Annotated in this window: 22 protein-coding genes; 19 read left to right on the top strand and 3 right to left on the bottom strand. The window is 47.0% G+C overall.

Annotation, left to right across the window (positions count from 1 at the left end; genetic code table 11):
* Positions 1 to 19 precede the first annotated feature (19 nt).
* Positions 20 to 736 (top strand): response regulator transcription factor, encoded by a 717-nt coding sequence (locus tag AC0YN3_RS17505; RefSeq protein ID WP_138753462.1) that lies wholly within the window; start codon positions 20 to 22, stop codon positions 734 to 736.
* A complete protein-coding gene (locus AC0YN3_RS17500; RefSeq protein WP_475776279.1) occupies positions 737 to 2,215 on the top strand; it encodes a HAMP domain-containing sensor histidine kinase in 1,479 nt (492 codons plus the stop codon).
* Between the two features lie 109 nt (positions 2,216 to 2,324).
* On the opposite strand, the gene serA is transcribed toward AC0YN3_RS17500, so the two are convergent.
* Positions 2,325 to 3,917 carry a phosphoglycerate dehydrogenase gene (gene serA, locus AC0YN3_RS17495; protein ID WP_475776278.1) on the bottom strand — a complete coding sequence of 531 codons (1,593 nt, stop codon included), beginning with the start codon at positions 3,915 to 3,917 and terminating at the stop codon, positions 2,325 to 2,327.
* 240 nt (positions 3,918 to 4,157) lie between these two features.
* Between serA and AC0YN3_RS17490 the strand changes: the two genes are divergently transcribed.
* Positions 4,158 to 4,484, top strand: a complete 327-nt coding sequence (locus tag AC0YN3_RS17490) for a rhodanese-like domain-containing protein (RefSeq protein WP_475776277.1) — start codon at positions 4,158 to 4,160, stop codon at positions 4,482 to 4,484.
* A gap of 21 nt (positions 4,485 to 4,505) precedes the next feature.
* On the opposite strand, the gene AC0YN3_RS17485 is transcribed toward AC0YN3_RS17490, so the two are convergent.
* Positions 4,506 to 5,426: a hypothetical protein gene (locus tag AC0YN3_RS17485; RefSeq protein WP_475776276.1), complete on the bottom strand. Its 921-nt coding sequence runs from the start codon at positions 5,424 to 5,426 to the stop codon at positions 4,506 to 4,508.
* A gap of 109 nt (positions 5,427 to 5,535) precedes the next feature.
* Between AC0YN3_RS17485 and AC0YN3_RS17480 the strand changes: the two genes are divergently transcribed.
* Together AC0YN3_RS17480 and AC0YN3_RS17475 are read left to right on the top strand one after the other, a co-directional pair.
* A complete protein-coding gene (locus AC0YN3_RS17480; RefSeq protein ID WP_475776275.1) occupies positions 5,536 to 6,129 on the top strand; it encodes a lysostaphin resistance A-like protein in 594 nt (197 codons plus the stop codon).
* Complete coding sequence (locus tag AC0YN3_RS17475) at positions 6,126 to 6,359, top strand: hypothetical protein (RefSeq protein WP_475776274.1); 234 nt, start codon at positions 6,126 to 6,128, stop codon at positions 6,357 to 6,359. Before AC0YN3_RS17480 ends, AC0YN3_RS17475 begins: the two co-directional genes overlap by 4 nt.
* On the opposite strand, the gene AC0YN3_RS17470 is transcribed toward AC0YN3_RS17475, so the two are convergent.
* A complete protein-coding gene (locus AC0YN3_RS17470; protein WP_475776273.1) occupies positions 6,349 to 7,218 on the bottom strand; it encodes a polysaccharide deacetylase family protein in 870 nt (289 codons plus the stop codon). The two genes, AC0YN3_RS17475 and AC0YN3_RS17470, sit on opposite strands and share 11 nt — an antisense overlap.
* Positions 7,219 to 7,393: 175 nt before the next feature.
* On the opposite strand from AC0YN3_RS17470, the gene AC0YN3_RS17465 reads away from it, so the two are divergent.
* The 14 genes from AC0YN3_RS17465 (at position 7,394) to AC0YN3_RS17400 (ending at position 17,959) form a co-directional block, all read left to right on the top strand.
* On the top strand, positions 7,394 to 7,717 hold the full coding sequence (locus AC0YN3_RS17465) for a hypothetical protein (protein WP_475776272.1): 324 nt from the start codon (positions 7,394 to 7,396) through the stop codon (positions 7,715 to 7,717).
* A gap of 203 nt (positions 7,718 to 7,920) precedes the next feature.
* The gene (locus AC0YN3_RS17460; RefSeq protein WP_183567835.1) at positions 7,921 to 8,535 is read left to right on the top strand and encodes a genetic competence negative regulator; all 615 of its coding nucleotides are present in this window, start codon (positions 7,921 to 7,923) and stop codon (positions 8,533 to 8,535) included.
* A gap of 136 nt (positions 8,536 to 8,671) precedes the next feature.
* On the top strand, positions 8,672 to 9,922 hold the full coding sequence (locus AC0YN3_RS17455; protein ID WP_475776271.1) for a Glu/Leu/Phe/Val family dehydrogenase: 1,251 nt from the start codon (positions 8,672 to 8,674) through the stop codon (positions 9,920 to 9,922).
* Between the two features lie 15 nt (positions 9,923 to 9,937).
* The gene (gene prsW / locus AC0YN3_RS17450; protein WP_475776270.1) at positions 9,938 to 10,633 is read left to right on the top strand and encodes a glutamic-type intramembrane protease PrsW; all 696 of its coding nucleotides are present in this window, start codon (positions 9,938 to 9,940) and stop codon (positions 10,631 to 10,633) included.
* Between the two features lie 74 nt (positions 10,634 to 10,707).
* A complete protein-coding gene (locus tag AC0YN3_RS17445; RefSeq protein WP_475776269.1) occupies positions 10,708 to 10,869 on the top strand; it encodes a hypothetical protein in 162 nt (53 codons plus the stop codon).
* 201 nt (positions 10,870 to 11,070) lie between these two features.
* The gene (ypeB, locus tag AC0YN3_RS17440; protein ID WP_475776268.1) at positions 11,071 to 12,426 is read left to right on the top strand and encodes a germination protein YpeB; all 1,356 of its coding nucleotides are present in this window, start codon (positions 11,071 to 11,073) and stop codon (positions 12,424 to 12,426) included.
* A 60-nt stretch (positions 12,427 to 12,486) separates the two neighbouring features.
* Positions 12,487 to 13,140, top strand: coding sequence for a flagellar brake protein (locus AC0YN3_RS17435; RefSeq protein WP_475776267.1), 654 nt, complete (start codon positions 12,487 to 12,489; stop codon positions 13,138 to 13,140).
* Positions 13,141 to 13,192: 52 nt separating this feature from the next.
* Complete coding sequence (locus AC0YN3_RS17430; RefSeq protein ID WP_475776266.1) at positions 13,193 to 13,390, top strand: hypothetical protein; 198 nt, start codon at positions 13,193 to 13,195, stop codon at positions 13,388 to 13,390.
* A 171-nt stretch (positions 13,391 to 13,561) separates the two neighbouring features.
* On the top strand, positions 13,562 to 14,230 hold the full coding sequence (cmk, locus tag AC0YN3_RS17425) for a (d)CMP kinase (protein WP_475776530.1): 669 nt from the start codon (positions 13,562 to 13,564) through the stop codon (positions 14,228 to 14,230).
* A 3-nt stretch (positions 14,231 to 14,233) separates the two neighbouring features.
* The gene (locus tag AC0YN3_RS17420) at positions 14,234 to 14,812 is read left to right on the top strand and encodes a lysophospholipid acyltransferase family protein (protein WP_475776265.1); all 579 of its coding nucleotides are present in this window, start codon (positions 14,234 to 14,236) and stop codon (positions 14,810 to 14,812) included.
* 81 nt (positions 14,813 to 14,893) lie between these two features.
* Positions 14,894 to 16,129: a 30S ribosomal protein S1 gene (rpsA, locus tag AC0YN3_RS17415; RefSeq protein WP_183567814.1), complete on the top strand. Its 1,236-nt coding sequence runs from the start codon at positions 14,894 to 14,896 to the stop codon at positions 16,127 to 16,129.
* A 111-nt stretch (positions 16,130 to 16,240) separates the two neighbouring features.
* On the top strand, positions 16,241 to 16,870 hold the full coding sequence (locus AC0YN3_RS17410) for a YphA family membrane protein (protein WP_475776264.1): 630 nt from the start codon (positions 16,241 to 16,243) through the stop codon (positions 16,868 to 16,870).
* On the top strand, positions 16,870 to 17,787 hold the full coding sequence (locus AC0YN3_RS17405) for a YIEGIA family protein (RefSeq protein ID WP_475776263.1): 918 nt from the start codon (positions 16,870 to 16,872) through the stop codon (positions 17,785 to 17,787). Before AC0YN3_RS17410 ends, AC0YN3_RS17405 begins: the two co-directional genes overlap by 1 nt.
* Positions 17,780 to 17,959, top strand: a complete 180-nt coding sequence (locus AC0YN3_RS17400; protein ID WP_475776262.1) for a capping complex subunit for YIEGIA — start codon at positions 17,780 to 17,782, stop codon at positions 17,957 to 17,959. Before AC0YN3_RS17405 ends, AC0YN3_RS17400 begins: the two co-directional genes overlap by 8 nt.
* Positions 17,960 to 17,971 lie beyond the last annotated feature (12 nt).

The following is a 17,971-nucleotide window of genomic DNA, read 5'->3' as shown; positions in this document are numbered from 1 at the left end:
TTGAGAGGAGTTTTGCCCGATGTCCGATTATTCAAGCCGTATATTGGTCGTAGACGATGAAGAACGCATTCGTCGTCTGCTCAAGATGTATTTAGAGAAAGAAGGCTATACAATCGACGAGGCGGAAGACGGCGAGACAGCGCTTAGACTTGCGTCGAATACGGATTATGCGCTCATCCTGTTAGATGTAATGCTGCCGGGAATAGACGGCGTTGAGGTATGTTCGCGTCTTCGCCAAGTGAAAGCAACTCCAGTCATTATGCTTACAGCGAAAGGCGAGGAGATGAACCGCGTTCAAGGCTTCGAGGTTGGCGCTGACGATTATGTCGTCAAGCCCTTCAGCCCGCGCGAAGTCATCTATCGCGTGAAAGCAATATTAAGGCGTTCGTCAGCTACTGCTTTTCTGACGAAGGAAATCAATTCAAGCAACAATATCGTGTTTCCTCATCTCATTATTGAGCATGACGCGCACCGCGTCACGGCAGGCGGCCAGGAAGTAAGCCTAACGCCAAAAGAATATGAGCTGCTGCATTATTTGGCCGTATCGCCCGATAAAGTGTTTTCCCGAGAAGAATTGCTCAAGGATGTTTGGAATTACGAATTTTTTGGCGACCTGCGCACAGTGGACACGCATGTAAAGCGTCTGAGAGAGAAGCTGAACAAAGTTTCCCCGGATGCTGCAGCGATGATCACAACCGTGTGGGGCGTCGGCTATAAGCTAGAGGTACCGAAATAAATGAGCTTGTGGCAGCGTTCGGCGGGCAAGCTTTGGCGCAGCGTGGTTGGCAAGCTTTGGGCGACAATTATGCTGCTTGTTGCTGTCGTTTTATTAATTGTTGGTGTGTTTCTTCTGCAGTATGTGGACATTTGGGTTGAAGGCAAAACGCAGCATCAAGTAAAGGTGCTTTTTGTATTAACAGCGATCATCGGCTTTTTGTTATCTACTTTTTTCGCTTTCTTTCTATCCAAAAAAATTCAACAGCCGCTGCTGCAGCTAAAAGAAGCGGCTGTGTCCATCTCTCAAGGAAACTATTCTACTCGGGTGAATATTCGCTCCAGCGACGAGATCGGGGAGCTGGCTCAAACGTTTAACCATATGACGGAGCAGCTCGATAAGCTAATCCATGATTTAAACCATGAGAAAAATCATCTGGCCAGCATTTTGCGAAGCATGGGTGATTCCGTAATTACCTTCGATGCAGACGGGAAAGTCATTCTGACGAACCCAAGCGGGCATTTGCTTATCAATCAATGGTCTGGCGTTGAGAAAGCATGGCAGGAGGATTTGTTTGAAAGCTCCTCCTCCTTCTCGGAAGTGCCGCTGCCGCTGCGCGATCTATTTCAGAGCGTGATGGAAGAGGGCCGTGATGCGACGGACACTGTTCATGTCATGAGCAGCGTATGGTCGGCCGTGATGGCGCCGCTTCAATCCAAAGGCGTTATTAGGGGAGCGGTCGCGGTCATACGGAACGTGACGGAGGAGCATAAGCTTGAGAAGCTAAGAAGAGATTTCGTGGCGAATATCTCCCATGAGATCAGGACGCCGCTATCCATGCTGCAAGGCTACAGCGAAGCGCTTTTAGACGATATCGTGGTCTCAGATGAGGATCGCAAGGAGCTTGTCCAGGTTATATATGACGAATCGCTGCGTATGGGGAGATTGGTCAATGATTTTCTGGACATCGCACGCATGGAAGCTGGCCATGTGGATATGAACTTCCAAGAGCTTGATCTTAGGCATGTCCTTAAACGCGTTCATCGGAAATTCCAGGTTTATGCGAAGGAAAGAGAAGTGAAGCTTCATGCGGAGATGCCCCTAGAGCCATTAATGGTCAAAGAAGCGGATGAGGATCGGTTGGAGCAGGTTTTGACCAACCTGCTTGATAATGCCCTCAGGCATACGCCATCAGGCAAATCCATTACGATTGCTGGACAGCTTGAAAGAGTCAATGCCAGTGAGTACGTTCAGCTTAGCGTTAGAGATGAAGGGCAGGGTATCCCCTCTGAGGATTTGCCTTACATCTTTGAACGCTTCTATAAGGCAGACAAGGCGCGCAAACGGGGAACGGCTAGCGGAGGAACAGGTTTGGGCCTTGCCATCGTCAAAACCTTCATTGATCTGCATCATGGCCGCATCGTCGTCGACAGCAGTGCAGGAAAGGGTACCTCCTTTACGTTACTGCTTCCTGTCGAAGCGCATCAGTCGTTGTCATAGCGTCCCTCAGGGGGCGCTTTTTTTGTAGAATGCAGCAGATAATTCTTGTTGCTCGTGAAACAAAAACAGCCAATCAGTCCGTCTGATTGGCTGTTTCTTGTCATTTTATTTAGAAAAGAGTAATTTCTTTCGCGGTGTTAAGCTCAGGCATGCTCGTAAGCTGCTCAAGAACCTCTTTAGGCGTTGCTTTATCCACTCGAAGCACCATGATTGCAGAACCGCCAACCAGCTGACGACCAACCTGCATCGTCGCAATGTTAACGTCATTGTTGCCAAGCAAGGTACCGACACGGCCGATAATACCAGGCTTATCGTTGTGTGAGATAAGGATAAGATTACCTTCAGGCGTAACGTCGACCGGGAATTTGTCGATTTGCACGATACGCGGACCATAGCCGGTGAGCAGCGTGCCGGAAACGACGCGTTCTTCCTTCTTCGTGCGAAGGGATACCGTTAAAAGGTTCGTGAAATCCTTGGACGCATGTGATTTCTGGATCACGATATTAACATCGCGAACCTTCGCCAGATGCAGGGAGTTAACGACATTAACCTGCTCCGAGCCAAGGTGGTGGGCAAGCACGCCGCGTACGATGTGGCGTGTAAGCGGCTGAGTGTCAACCTCGGCAAGCTCACCGGCATAACCGACTACGATTTCGATTACAGCACCTTCCGTTGCCTGAGCGATAAAGTTGCCAAGCTTCTCGCCAAGGGTAAAGTATGGCTGAAGAATGCTTTGCAAATTAGCCGGGATCGGAGGCATGTTAACCGCATTGATAAACGGTTCGCTGCGTAAAATGTGAAGAACCTGCTCCGAAACGTCGATTGCTACGTTTTCTTGCGCTTCAACCGTAGACGCGCCAAGATGCGGCGTTACGATGATTTTGGGATGAGTCAGGAACGGATGGTCATCAGCTGGAGGCTCAACCTCGAACACGTCGAATGCTGCACCAGCAACGATGCCTGCATCGACAGCGTCGACCAATGCAATTTCATCAATGATGCCGCCGCGTGCGCAGTTGATGATGCGCATGCCAGGCTTCATAACCTCGAATTGCGCTTTTCCAATCATGTGGCGAGTTTCCGGCGTAAGCGGTGTATGTACGGTCATGAAATCAGCATTACGTACGATATCATCTACGCTTGCAAGCTTAACGCCGATTTTCTCAGCTCTTTCTTCCGTCATAAACGGATCGTAACCCATGATTTCCATGCCGAAGGCTTTAGCGCGCTTTGCTACTTCGCTGCCGATACGACCCATTCCAAGCACACCCAGCGTTTTGCCGCGAAGCTCTACGCCAAGGAAGGATTTGCGATCCCATGTACCGTTAACGGTTTTCATGTAAGCCTGAGGAATATGACGGGCAACCGCCATCATCATGGCAAAAGTATGCTCGCAAGTTGTAATCGTGTTGCCATCAGGCGCATTGATTACGATAATACCGCGTTGCGTGGCTGCATCAAGGTCGATATTATCGACACCTACGCCAGCACGGCCAACTACTTTAAGCTGTTTGCCAGCTTCCATGATTTTGGCAGTAACGCGTGTTTGGCTGCGAACGAGCAACGCATCGTATTCGCCGATAATGGCAACCAATTCGTCTTCGCTTAATCCAGGTTTTTTGTCGACTGCGACATCTGACGCATCAACAAGCTGCTGAATGCCCAAATCGCTAATTGGATCGGAAACTAACACTTTAAACATGTGAAGTATGCCTCCTAAATTGGTGCTAAGCTCCAAGGCTTCGCTTAATATGAACAGAAAAACCCTCAACCCGGCACCGTTGTGCAGCAGCGGGACGAGAGTTTGATCATCGATCTCAGACTTTTCTATTTTAATGCAACGGGGTGGACAAAAGCAATCCTCAAACTTGCTGAAATGTGAAAATTTCGTTATGATTCTAGCATCATAAGCTACAAAATACGACAGGGGAGGTCTTTATTCATGAGGAATTGGCAGGATGTGACAGCGCAATTCATGCTTGATTTGTTGGAAAACGGACAAGTAGCGGCGAATCAACTTATAGATGTCAGAGAAGAGTTTGAATGGGATTATTACCATTTGGAGACCTCTGTTTTAATACCGATGAATACGATCCCGAATCGTTTAGATGAACTGATTGATACAATGCCCATCTACATCGTTTGCGCACACGGAGTACGAAGCGCAGCGGTTTGTGAATACTTAGAAAAACAAGGCTACAGCAGCCTCCACAACGTTACCGGCGGGATGGCGGCTATAGCCTCGCTGCAAGGATTTCAATACGATTAATCGATACCTTTCATATTCCAGTTAATTGGTATCGGAAGTGAAGAACGGAAGCTGCGGCAGCAATTCCTGCTGATAAAAACGTAATTTGCTTTCGGTAAAGTCACCTGTGCGAACGGCTTCGGTATTGATGAGAAGATCAACGACCGCGGACACGGTATGCACCTTCATTTTGGCTGGTTGCCCAGAATCAATGAATTCATCTACTCGGCTCGTCAAGTCCTGAGGGTAGTAGATTGTCAGCTTTTTGCGAGTCATGAGCTGGTCGGCCATCAGCTTGTTTTTTACCGTGATCGTGAGATCCTTCCATTGCGTCAGTTGAAGCAGGGATGGTGATTTGTAATCAGCCGGAATATCTAGATCGACGGTAGCCGCCCATTTCAGCATGGCTGCGTAATAAGCTTGCTGAGCGCTAAGCGCGAATTGGGAAGCGGATACGTAATTTTTTTCCTGCTCGATATTTTTCTTAAGCTCGTTGAATGCTAAGGTTTTGGAACTCGTAGCCGCTTTGGTAGATGCATCCTTGAATAGCTTAAGGCTTCTGATATAGCTGACCTGAGCTTGCCCCAGCAACGGTGACCTTTGCATATCAACCGAGCTTGCGTCCTTCGCTTTCTCATCGGCTAGGCTAGATAAGTCTTTGAACATGGAAGTTGCATCACTGGTTTTTCCTTGCGACAGCTTATTCATTGCCGCGAACCATTCGTTTTGAAATTCACGGTAAGGCAAAAATACAGTATGATAGAAAGAGACCAGATCTTGCTGCTGGTAAGGGCTTACAGTTGATGCCGCGTTTTTTGCGCCTAGTTCTTCCTTTTCATATTTGGCTTCTGTTTTCTCGCTGCCAATCTGAATGCCGTAGAAAAAGGCGCCTACCGCGCAAACGAGCATGAATACAAATCCAACACTAAATAACATTGCCGTTGTGGTTAATCTTTTTTCCATCTCTCTCTATCTCCTTCTATGTAAAAAAATTAGGCTGTCGATTTGTCCTATCAGTATAGGTGAAAAGGTAATAAAAGAAAATAAGAACGTTCCAGACAGGCGGTTAGCTATGAAAAAATTTGATATTCGCAACATTCGCGTTCGAAAGGTGTCCGTTGACGATCTGGATGACCGTATGCTCCTCATTAATTTATATGCTACACAAGCATTTACTTTTATTATCGGTTTAGTGTGGGTTTTATTTCAGCACCAAAATTTGTTTCACATGTTCACGCCACCGAAGGAGCTTTCCTTTGTCTACTGGGGGGCAGGTCTCGCGGCGGCGGTTATCCTTGTCGACTTGCTAATTTCAAGGTTTGTGCCGGAGGAAGCAGCCGATGACGGCGGTGTAAACGACCGCATTTTTCGAACCAGACCCGTCTGGCATATTGCCGTTATTTCCCTTGTTGTTGCGATTTGCGAGGAACTACTTTTTCGGGGAGCGATACAACATGCCATAGGTCCCTATTGGACGAGCATAATTTTTGCTACTATTCATGTAAGGTATTTGAAGCATTGGATTCCTACCGGGCTCGTTTTCTCGATCAGCTATGGATTAGGATGGATTTATATGCAATCCGGTTCGATTCTTGCTCCGATTATCGCTCATTTCTTAATTGATTTCATAATGGGGTTGATCATACGTTTCAGGAGGGAGTCATGAGCAGGAAAGAAAAGTTTGGAAGTTCGAGGGGAAACAGGCAGCAGGACAAGGCGGCAAATTCGCCAAGCATCGGAACGGATTCCAATCAAGGAGAAGCTCTGCCGCCTAGGCGAAAAAAACATCCTTCGAGTAATTATAAAGTAACGAAATGGTATTATAATCTTCTTTTTGTATTATTCGTCAGCCTGGTTGCCGGCTTATTCTGGTACGGTACTAAGTTTACGGATTAAGCTTGATGCTTGAAGGATCAATAAATCCATACCCTTTGTTCTCGAGGCTTGTGAGCAGTTCATCGAGCCCTTCAGCTGTCCACTTCAGCTCGTGCATAAGAATGTTTGCTCCGGGATGAAGCTGGTCCATTACATTTTTAATGACAACCTCGGGCTTATCTTTAGCAGACTTATCCCAATCAAGGGAACCATTGGACCACGTCATGTATAGCATGCCGTGGTTTTTTGCTATTTCCTTGACGAGGTCGCTTCCTGAGCCGTATGGAGGACGGAAAAATAAAGGCTTGCTGCCGATCTGTGCTTGAACCGCTGTCTGAACATCATTTAGCTGTTTCTCGATGACATCTTGTTTTTCGTTCTTCAGGTTAATGTGATCCCAAGAATGATTGCCGACCGTTTGACCGCGGTCATGAATCAAGGTCAACAAATCAGGGTTTTGCTTTACGCGATAACCATTTACAAAAAATATGGCCTTGGCCTTGTGTTTGTCCAGAGTATCTAGAAGGCTTGTAAGGACATCTAGGTCCTTCGGACCATCATCGAATGTCAGCAGTACGACTTTGTCCGGCGTATCTGCCTCAATCGGAACAAAACGATAGGCTTCATTCATCGCATAAAGAATGTCAGGTTTCAAACCTTCCACGGATTCCGAAGACACAGGTGCCTGGTCCGGGATTGCTGTCGGAGAGCTCGCAGCAGGTGCAGGAGAACCAGCAGAAGGGGATGGTAAAGGGGAAGGGAAATCCGTCTCGGAGGCTTCGCTGGTTACGGCGAGTTTCTCGTTAGTCTGGCCTGCAGAACATGATGCAGAGAATATGCAGACAAGTATAAGACATATGATTAAATAGCTATGCTTCATATAAGTAAACCTCCAAGGCGTTGTTGTTTTCATGCGGAATCGACCTCATTGTATCATATTTGCCCAAATCGAGGATTAGGATGATTTCCTTATTTTAATCAGAATGACGGCTTAGTGATGCGGTCAAACTAATCCATGAAGACGAATGCCGAATAAGGAAGAGGTGTACACGATTATGAAATTAAGTGGATTTTTGGTTGGTGGATTAATTGGCGCGGCAGCAACCGTATATGTCTCCCGCAAGCAGCCGGGCGCAGTCGCTTGGGCGGCTCATGCGGTATCAGACGTTTGCTCCTCAGTTGCACGCAAGTCCGTTTCCAAGTTCATGAGCAAATCGATAAGGGAAGAGGCTTCAGCATTCTCCCCAAAGCATTCAGACGATACCGCCGTAAAATCAGAAGCCGCTTGGGAACAGATTGAAACGATCGTAAACAGTGATCCGTCATTAAAACGCGAAGCTGAAAAGATCAAAGCGGAATCGTCGGCAATAGCCCATTAATATTGCAGTGATAACAAGGAATCGTTTGAACGCCAAGCAGAAATGCAATGCGTCCAAACGATTCTTTTTTTCGTTCATTATTAGTGCATTCGACGAAAAGAAATGATAAAGTAGATACATAGCACGATTTGGTCAAAATTGATCACATCTAACTAAAAAAATCATACGTTATTACAACAGATGCTGCAGAGGAGGATCCTGTCATGAAAATCGAACGACTGAGCCAGGATAAGATACGGATTTTCCTGACGTTCGACGACCTGCTGGAACGGGGGATCCAGAAGGACGACATGTGGCGCGAAATTCCAAAAGTACACGAACTATTCAGTGAAATGATGGATCAAGCATATAGTGAACTTGGATTCGACGCCAGCGGCCCATTAGCGGTCGAAGTGTTTGCCCTCCCCGCGCAAGGTATGGTAGTGATTGTCACCCGTGGCAAAATGAATAGTCATGCAGGCGATCGGGCAACCGAAGATGACGACACGGACGACGAAATATACGAAATGGAAGTGACGCTTGAACAAAGCGATATCGTGATGTACGCTTTCCGCGAATTCGAGGATGTCATCTCCGTTTGCAAGCAGTTGCAAAGCTCTGCCCTTACAGATGACGGACGGCTTTATTCTTATAATGGCAAGTATATATTGGCATTAGAGCCTGCCTTGATCGATGTATCCAGGCATAACGCAGTGATCGCATTGCTTGCTGAATACGGAGAGGCAACCTCTGTCACCTACGCGATGCTGGAGGAATACGGAAAAGTGATTATGCCCGAGAAAGCAGTAGGGGAAATATGTAATCATTTTAAATTTTAGCAAGTTGTTTACTGAAAGAGCATCTGCAGGCTGATTCTTGTCTGCATGGTGCTCTTCTTCTTTGTAATTGTCCTATTAATGGAATACCGCGAGGGAAAGGCGTTCATATTAGATGTAGACAAAGGCGGTGAATGGAATGAGTAATAATAAAGCAAACGATGTGTTGCATTCTACTCAAATCGTAATTGAACAGGCGCTTCGCAGGCTTGGCTATGATCAGGATATGATTGACCTATTGAAGGAGCCGCTTAGGCTGCTTACCGTGCGGATCCCAGTGCGGATGGACGATGGAACAACAAAGGTGTTTACAGGTTACCGTTCGCAGCATAACGATGCGGTCGGACCGACCAAAGGTGGCGTTCGGTTTCATCCAGACGTTAGTGAAAACGAGGTTAAAGCATTGTCCATTTGGATGAGCTTGAAATGCGGGATCGCGGATTTGCCTTATGGCGGAGGCAAAGGAGGCGTCATTTGCGATCCTCGCAACATGTCATTCAGGGAAATTGAACGCTTGAGCCGGGGATATGTCCGTGCGGTGAGTCAAATCGTCGGCCCGAACAAAGATATTCCAGCGCCGGACGTCATGACCAATTCGCAGATTATGGCTTGGATGATGGACGAGTACAGCCGGATTCGGGAATTTGATTCTCCTGGCTTCATTACGGGAAAACCATTGGTGCTTGGCGGTTCCAAGGGGCGCGAGACAGCGACAGCGCGCGGGGTTGTTATCATGATTCAAGAGGCGCTGCGCATTAAGCAGATCGAAATGAAGGATGCGCGAATCGTTATCCAAGGGTTCGGGAATGCCGGAAGCTACCTTGCCAAATTCATGCATGAGGCGGGTGCGCGCGTGATAGGTATTTCCGATGTGAACGGGGCGTTGTATAATGAAGAAGGGCTGGATATTGAATATCTGCTCGATCGAAGGGATTCCTTCGGCAACGTGACCAATTTATTCAGCCAAACGATCACGAATGAACAATTACTAGAGCTTGATTGCGATGTGCTTGTGCCAGCAGCCATTGAAAATCAAATTACGGATCAAAACGCATCTCTTATTCGAGCTTCTATTGTCGTGGAGGCTGCGAATGGTCCAACAACACTTGAGGCAACAAAAATATTGTCCGACAGAGGCGTGCTTCTCATTCCGGATGTTCTTGCAAGCAGCGGTGGGGTTATCGTATCCTACTTCGAATGGGTTCAGAACAATCAAGGGTATTATTGGGATGAGCAAGAAGTGGATGACAAGCTGATGCTCATGATGATACGCGGGTTTAATCAAGTGTATGAAATACACCGCACCCGGAAGGTTGATATGCGGCTCGCAGCTTATATGGCGGGAGTCCGCAAATTGGCCGAAGCGGTTCGCTTTCGAGGCTGGGTGTAAGAAAGTAGGGACCAAATGCTGTTTCTCTCCGTATTGACCGCAGCGGTAGCGCCAGGCGTATCGCTGCTCACTTATTTATATTTGAGGGACCGTTACGAAGCCGAGCCCATACACATGGTTGCAAGGATGTTCGTGCTCGGCATTCTCGTCGTGGTCCCGATTATGGTTATCCAACGCGGCCTCCAGCTATGGTTAGGCGACCATCCACTCGTGTTCGCATTTGGAGAGTCGGCAGGAGTAGAGGAATTGGTAAAATGGTTCGTATTATACCATGTCATATACAATCATACGGAATTTGATGAACCGTACGATGGCATCGTGTATGCATCTTCGATATCACTGGGCTTCGCAACGCTCGAGAATGTGCTGTATGCGATATATTCGCCTGCGACCTTTGGCACGCTTCTCGTCAGGGCGCTGCTGCCTGTATCCGGCCACGCTTTGTTTGGGGTCATGATGGGCTACTACTTAGGCAAAGCAAAATTCGCCCCGACGAATAAAAGAAATTATTTCTTGGCGATTTCGTTGCTGCTGCCCATTCTTCTGCACGGGACGTATGATTGGATCATGATTACCGTCCGAACGAATTGGATGTGGTTCATTATTCCGTTTATGATTGGGTTATGGGTATGGGGGCTTCGTAAAATGAATCATGCCAACTCACGCTCTCCGTTTCGATTTTTGGTCCGGGAAGATGAGATTAAACTATAGCTGATCCGTCTATACTGACATTATATAGCAATGCCTATGCGAAAGGCATTCGAATAATGGCCGAGGAGGAGCTTATGGAGGCTGCCAGAATTAAGGTGACAATCCGGTGCAATATGTGCGGAGAAAAGTTTGTCCTGCGCGGACGGCGGGACAAGGGCATGATTGATACCGGCTTTAAGCAATGCATTTGCAACAACGCCAATGATCTTGAAATTGAAGAGCATAGCGTTTTTTAAAATATAGGAATGTATATCCTTAAGCTATACGTTCTCTATATTTCTCGGAATGAAACGCGCCTTGCCGCCACATGACGGCGATAGCCGTTTCACCATAGGAAACAAAAGGATGCTGTTACAATTATATAAATGGATGCATAAAGCTCCCTTGGGCAAACCAAACTAAAACCAGGTTTTGCACAAGAAAGGAGCTTTTGTATTATGTACCATCGACTTAGCTCAATCCTCTTTCCCTTTATGTCCTTGCTGTTCATCGGCGCAATTTATTGGGGCTACCAAGAGCATCAGGAGAAAAACTCGATATTGATCAAAGCGGAAAATCAATATCAACGCGCCTTTCATGATTTAACTTTCCATGTGGAGCAGCTTCACCAGCAGCTTGGCACGACACTGGCAGTGAATTCGACCTCGCAAAGCTATCACCGAAAAGGGCTGGTCAACGTATGGCGTTTAACGAGCCAGGCCCAGAATGAAATCAATCAGCTTCCGCTCACGCTGCTTCCCTTCAATGAAGCGGAGGATTTCTTATCGCGCATCGCCAATTTCGCATACAAAACGGCAGTTCGCGATTTAACGAAGCAGCCGCTCACGCAAGACGAGTTTAAAACAATGAAGACGCTATATGCGAACTCGGAGCAAATATCCAAGGATTTAATCGGCATGCAGAAGGAAGTGCTGGCTAATAATTTGCGTTGGATGGATGTAGAGATCGCCCTTGCTTCGGAGAAGGAAAACAACGATAACACAATCGTGGACGGCTTTAAGACGGTTGATAAAAAAGTAAGCGAATATCCTGAGATCAACTGGGGTCCATCCGTAAGCAGCATGTATCAAAAACGGACGATCAAAATGCTGGGCGGCAATTTGGTTACGGCTGAACAGGTGAAGAAGCTGGCAGCTAAATTTACGAACAAGCCAAACGCGGATATCCGTGTTGTCGAGAATGCGAAAGGGACCGAGTACGCATCTTATTCCGCAACAGTGAACGAGAGCAAGGACCAAAAGCTGCAAATGGATTTTACGCGAAAAGGCGGACAGCTCATCTGGTTTATGAATTCACGCGATATTGGCGAGAAAAAGATCGATCTAGAGAAGGCCAAAGCGTCTGCCGATTCATTTTTGGATAAGCACGGCTTTTCAGATATGAAAGCTGTAAGTTACGATGCGCATAGCAATATGGGAGCATTCACGTACGTTAGCGTGCAAAGCGGAGTTCTTATTTATCCGGATAAGCTGACGGTAAAGGTCGCATTGGATAATGGCCAAACGGTTGGGCTGCAAGCGAATGACTACGTTTATGAGCATCACAAACGCAAGCTGCCTAGTCCGATTATATCGAAGGCAGAGGCAAGGAAGGCGCTTAACCCGGAGATGAAGGTTCAATCAGAGCTGTTGGCCTTGATTGTCAATGATTTGGGCGAAGAGGTTTTGTGTTACGAATATAGCGGAAGAATCAACGGCTCGTTGTACCGTATCTATATCAATTCCGAGACAGGCCTAGAAGAATCGATCGAGGAAATGTCTCCTTATGATTCCAAGGCAGCTTCTGACAAATAACGATATGGCTCCCCTCAATTCGACGTGCTATAATGGCAAGTATAATGGGGGGGAGCCAATTTGTTGCCTAAAATGAACCAAATGCTGCATTTTCAGATTGCTTCTTCAGACGAAGAGGAAGCTTCTATTGAATACAAATCTCGTATTGCGGATGATCAGGAGGATGGATTCTTGATCGAGGTTCCGATTAGCGAAAAAACAGGCCGGTACAAGAGGCTTTTTCTTGGTGACGAGCTATCCGTTTATTTCGTAACCGAGGATGGAATCAAAAACTTTTTCGATTCCCATGTGCTCGGATTTGTAGAGGATGGCGTCAAGCTCATCAAAATCCGCAAGCCGGAGCTTGATCGGATCACGAAGGTGCAGCGCCGCAGTTTTTTACGCGTGCCTGCAGAGCTTGAAATAGCGGTCAAAACACAAGGCAATTTGAGGTTCGTATGCGAGACGGACGATGTTGGCGGCGGCGGAATCTCATTTATATGCGATGGGAAATGGCAGCTTGCTTCCGAACAGCTACTGGATTGCTGGCTTCTGGTTCCATTTAAGAACGGAAGCATTGATCATGCTTTTTTCAAAGGGGAAGTCGTACGCGTGGTCGATTTGGAATCCGGCAGAAAACAAGCGATGATCAAATATGCGAGCATTAATGATTCAGAACGGCAGAAGGTTATCCGCTTTTGTTTTGAGAAACAGCTGGAATTCCGAAACCGGTGAATAAATAGTGTAAGATATGGAAAACTAGCCGGAACAGGAGGCTGGTTTCCAAATGCTGAAAAAATGGTTTTCTCGCAAAAAGAATACCGATACGATGATTAAGTTAACGGATGAGGTTAGCGCAATATTACGTAAAATCATTATTACGCTTGTTATTTTATTGGTATGTTCGCAAGCAGCACTGCAAAATCATGCTGTTCGGCAATGGTTAACGGGCGTAGATCAGCGGGAAGGAGTCCGCTTGAACTAACGCTCCGCTTTTGCATCTCCGGATATAGTGTGGTATAATTTTCACGTTCGCAGGCAAAGCCTGCTTTTTTCTTGAGAGGTTTGCGTCGCATTCTTACATGCATTCGGCCAGCCGTCTCTACTAAAAGGGGGTTGACCTTAGGTGGTGCATCACGAAGGTGACAATGACCGTATGATCATAGCGATTGACGGGCCGGCAGGCGCGGGCAAGAGCTCGGTTGCACGGAAAGTCGCCGAACAGCTTGGATATGTGTATATTGACACGGGCTCTATGTACCGGGCTGTAACACTCATGGCACAGCGGGCAGGAGTAACGGTTGAGCAAACAGCCAAGCTAGCGGATTTAGTGAAATCTTTGGAGATTGCGCTAGAGCCAGGCGAGCAAGGTCAGTCCGTATTTGTGAATGGCGAAGACGTAACCGCATTGATTCGCACGCGCGAGGTAACGCTTCAGGTTTCTCACATCGCCGCGAATGAAACCGTACGTGACGTTCTTGGCATCATGCAGCGCAAGCTGGCTGAGCGCAAAGGCGTTGTAATGGACGGCAGAGATATCGGTTCTCACGTATTGCCGCAAGCGGAACTGAAGATTTTCTTAACCGCATCCGTTAAGGAACGGGCACTTCGCCGTTACCGTGAAATAGTGGACTCCCAAAGCATCACGCTTGCACAGCTGGAATCCGAGATCGCCGAGCGAGACCGCTTGGACGAGCAACGCGAGATTTCGCCGCTTATCTGTGCGTCGGACGCGATTGTACTCGACAGCACCGCCATGACAATTGATGAAGTCATTCACGCAATTGTGAAATTAAGCCGAACCAAATTGGCGGAGGCGAAGTAAACTATGTTATATCTTATTTTCCGGTTTCTATTGCGTGTCATTTACACGCTCCTTTTCCGATTGGAAGCCAGAGGAACGGAGAATATTCCGACTTCAGGACCGGTCGTGCTTGCCTCGAATCACTTGAGCAACTTTGATCCTCCTACAGTGGGAGTCAAGGTAAAGCGAAAAGTATATTTCATGGCGAAAGAGGAATTGTTCAAGGTTCCGGTGTTCGGACCTCTTATTCGTGCGTTTGGCGCATTCCCAGTGAAACGCGGGGGTGTGAGCAAGGATGCTATCAAATCTGCGATTTCTCTGCTAAAAGAAGGCAATGTAATGGGGATTTTCCCAGAAGGATCACGCAACAATCAATCCGGAGCGGCCAAGAAAGGCGCAGCCATGATTGCCGTGCGCAGCGGAGCTGCGGTTGTACCTGTGGCTATTGTCGGAAAGTATAAACCTTTTAGCAAAATTATCGTATGTTACGGCAAGCCTGTTGATCTTACCGCACTTATTGAAGAATCATCACCAGATATGCTTGAACAAGTAACAGATGCCATTATGGCTCGCATTCGCGAGTTAGCTGCAAACAATCGTTAATGTATGTTTTAAATGCTGCACTCGCTCTAGGCGCTTGCGGATTTAAATAAAGTTGGGGTATGAACTGAGGAGGTTATTTCAATGTCAGAAGAAACTAATGTGCAAGAATCCGTGGCGGAAGAAGTAAGCCAAGACGCTTTGGATAATTTCGTGTCTTTGAAAAAAGGCGATTCCGTTAAAGGTACAATCGTCAAAATCGAAGATAACCAAGCTTATGTAAGCCTTGGATATAAATATGACGGTGTTATTCCGATTCGTGAGCTTTCTGCTGTGCAGATTGAGAACGCTACGGACGCTGTTCAAATCGGTCAAGAGGTAGAGCTTAAAGTAGTTAGCATTGACGATGAGAAAGAAAAGCTTGTTCTTTCGAAACGCCAAGTTGACGGCGAGAAAGCTTGGGATGTTCTTGAGCAACGCTTTGAAAGCGGCGAAGTATTCGAAGTTGCCGTTGCAGACGTAGTGAAGGGCGGACTTGTAGCAGATGTCGGCGTTCGCGGATTTATTCCTGCTTCTATGGTTGAGCGTCACTTTGTTGAAGATTTCTCCGATTACAAAGGCCGCACGCTTCGCGTGAAGGTTAAAGAAATCGACCGCGAGAACAACAAGGTTATTCTTTCCCAGAAAGAAGTGCTTGACGGCGAATTCGAGCAAAGCAAAAAGCAAGTTATTGCCGCGCTTGAAGTTGGTCAAGAGCTTGACGGTACGGTTCAACGCCTTACACCGTTCGGCGCTTTCGTAGATATCGGCGGCATCGATGGACTTGTACACGTTTCCGAGCTTTCATGGCAGCATGTTGCACATCCGAAGGATGTTGTAGCTGAAGGCCAAGCGGTTCGCGTTAAAGTACTTAAAGTTGATCCGGCTGCAGGCAAAATCAGCCTCAGCTTGAAAGCTGCGCAACCAGGTCCTTGGGATACAGCAGGCGCTCAATTCGCGATCGGCGATATCGTTACAGGTACAGTCCGTCGCCTAGTACCATTCGGCGCTTTCGTTGAAATCGCTCCAGGCGTGGAAGGTCTTGTTCACATCTCGCAAATCGCACATCGTCATATCGCTACGCCTAACGAAGTTCTTCAAGAAGGCCAAGAAGTTCAAGCGAAAGTTCTTGACTTCAATCCTTCCGAAAAACGCGTTAGCCTTAGCATCAAAGAAACAGAAGAAGCACCAGAGCAAGCGGCTCCTAGCGCTAGACCTGATCGTGCTCCTCGTTCGCCAAAAATCGAGAAAATCGACAATCCAAACGTTAGCCTGAGCAACGAGAGCATGAGCTACTCACTTGCAGAACGTTTCGGCGACAAGCTAAAAAACCTTAAATAATTTTACATTTATGCTAAAGGAGCTATTCCTGCGAAACATCGCAGGAATAGCTCCTTTTTTTTGGTGCATAATAGGGTTTACGAGAGGTGATATAAGGTGAATCCTGGTTTTATGACGATATGGATCGTATTGATCATGATCATACTCATGGCAACGGGCTGGAAGGCCTATGTAGCTCCCGATATTAGCCGTCGAATGATGGTTGCAACTGTTATTGCTATGGTCATTGCGCTTGTATCGTCTTTATGGTTTTTACCTCTTCACATGTTCGGTATTGATATTCATGTGGGTGTCTGCGTACTGCTGGTTTTGGCCGCAATGTCACTATACAGCAGCACAGAGAGCTGGGGATACGTAACTTATTTACTCGTATGTATGCTGATGCTTGCAGTAATCTGGGGATTCGTTCGTAAAATGTACAACTATGATCCTGTTTTTTATTGGATAAACCCTAATTGGGATGCTCCCTTGCTTGCAGGTTTGTTTTGCGGGGCTTTTGCGTCTAAAGCGAAGCAACAATTTGCTATGATCGCAGGTGGAGCCGTTCTTGGTGAAATCTTTAATGCTTTACTGCAAGCTGGTAGGTATATGGGCTATATCGGAGAGCTCAGATGGTGGGATAGCTTCTGGATTGCGATTGCAGCGGCAAGGATTTTCAGCATATTGCTAAAAACACTTCGTGTTGCTAGCACGAAATTGCATGAAATGTTATGGCAAATTAGAGGAGGGCGCTCATCATAATGCAGCACTATCTCATTCAGAATAAGTTTTTAGTTGGTGTGCTGTTAGGGATCGCTTTTGGGATTATTTCGCGTTTGCTTATGCTTAGAACGGATTATCGACAGTATCCGACATACCCGCATGGTCGCATCATTCACATTTCTTTAGGCGTAATTGCTGCAGCTCTCGGTGCTGTGGCTGTACCCGCATTATTCAATAAAGACTATACGGCGATTACGTTTCTCTCGCTTGCCGCACAGCAATTCAGAGACGTTCGCAAAATGGAAAGAGAAACGCTGACCAAAATCGACAGCATGGAGCTGGTCAGCAGAGGCTCGACCTATATCGAAGGGATTGCGATGGTGTTCGAGGGCCGGAACTATTTAGTGATTATGACTGCTTTGCTAACGAGTTTATTCGCGATTATGTTAAATGTTTGGGTAGGCATCGTTGCAGGCTTGCTTTCCTTGCTATTGGTAGAGAAGCTGAAATCGGGAAAAGCAATGTCGCATATTGCTGCCGTACATACTGCCGTAGTGAAGGTCGACGGTCCTGATCTGTTCGTAGACGACATCTATATCATGAATGTTGGCTTGAAGGCCAATCAGGACATTATCGCGGAACGCGGCATGGGCTTTATCCTTACGCCGTACAATTCAAACGGAAAAGTGACGATAAGCAATCTCGGACAGCGCCAAGCTATCCTTTATGATATGGCAACGATATTAGGCGTATATCGTGACGATGGCGAGCCGGCGCTGATTCCGATGGCCAAGCTGGATATGAAGGATGGGCGATTGGCCGTGTTTATTTTGCCGCAGGAAATGGATGCGGAGAAAGGCAAGAAGGTCATAATGAGAGTGCCTATATTGGAGTCTGCCGTGCGCATGCCTACAGAAGCTTCTGTCAACAAAAAGGAGGCCGGTGAAAATGGCTAAAATCGTCGCAATAGTGGCCCTCCATTTCGGGGCAGTCGGGGGCGGGGCTCCCATTTTTATTGAAGAAACGGAAGACAAGCTGGAGGAAACAGCATTTCTGCTCGAGAAGATATTGGATGCCAGCGCACATGATTTGAAGAATGGCACAATTATATTGGTCAACCACAAGTAATATGAAAAGTTA

It is taken from the genome of Paenibacillus sp. J22R232 (assembly GCF_056269165.1).
Note: the sequence above shows the minus strand (reverse complement) of the source record. Positions and strands in the feature narration are given on the sequence as shown.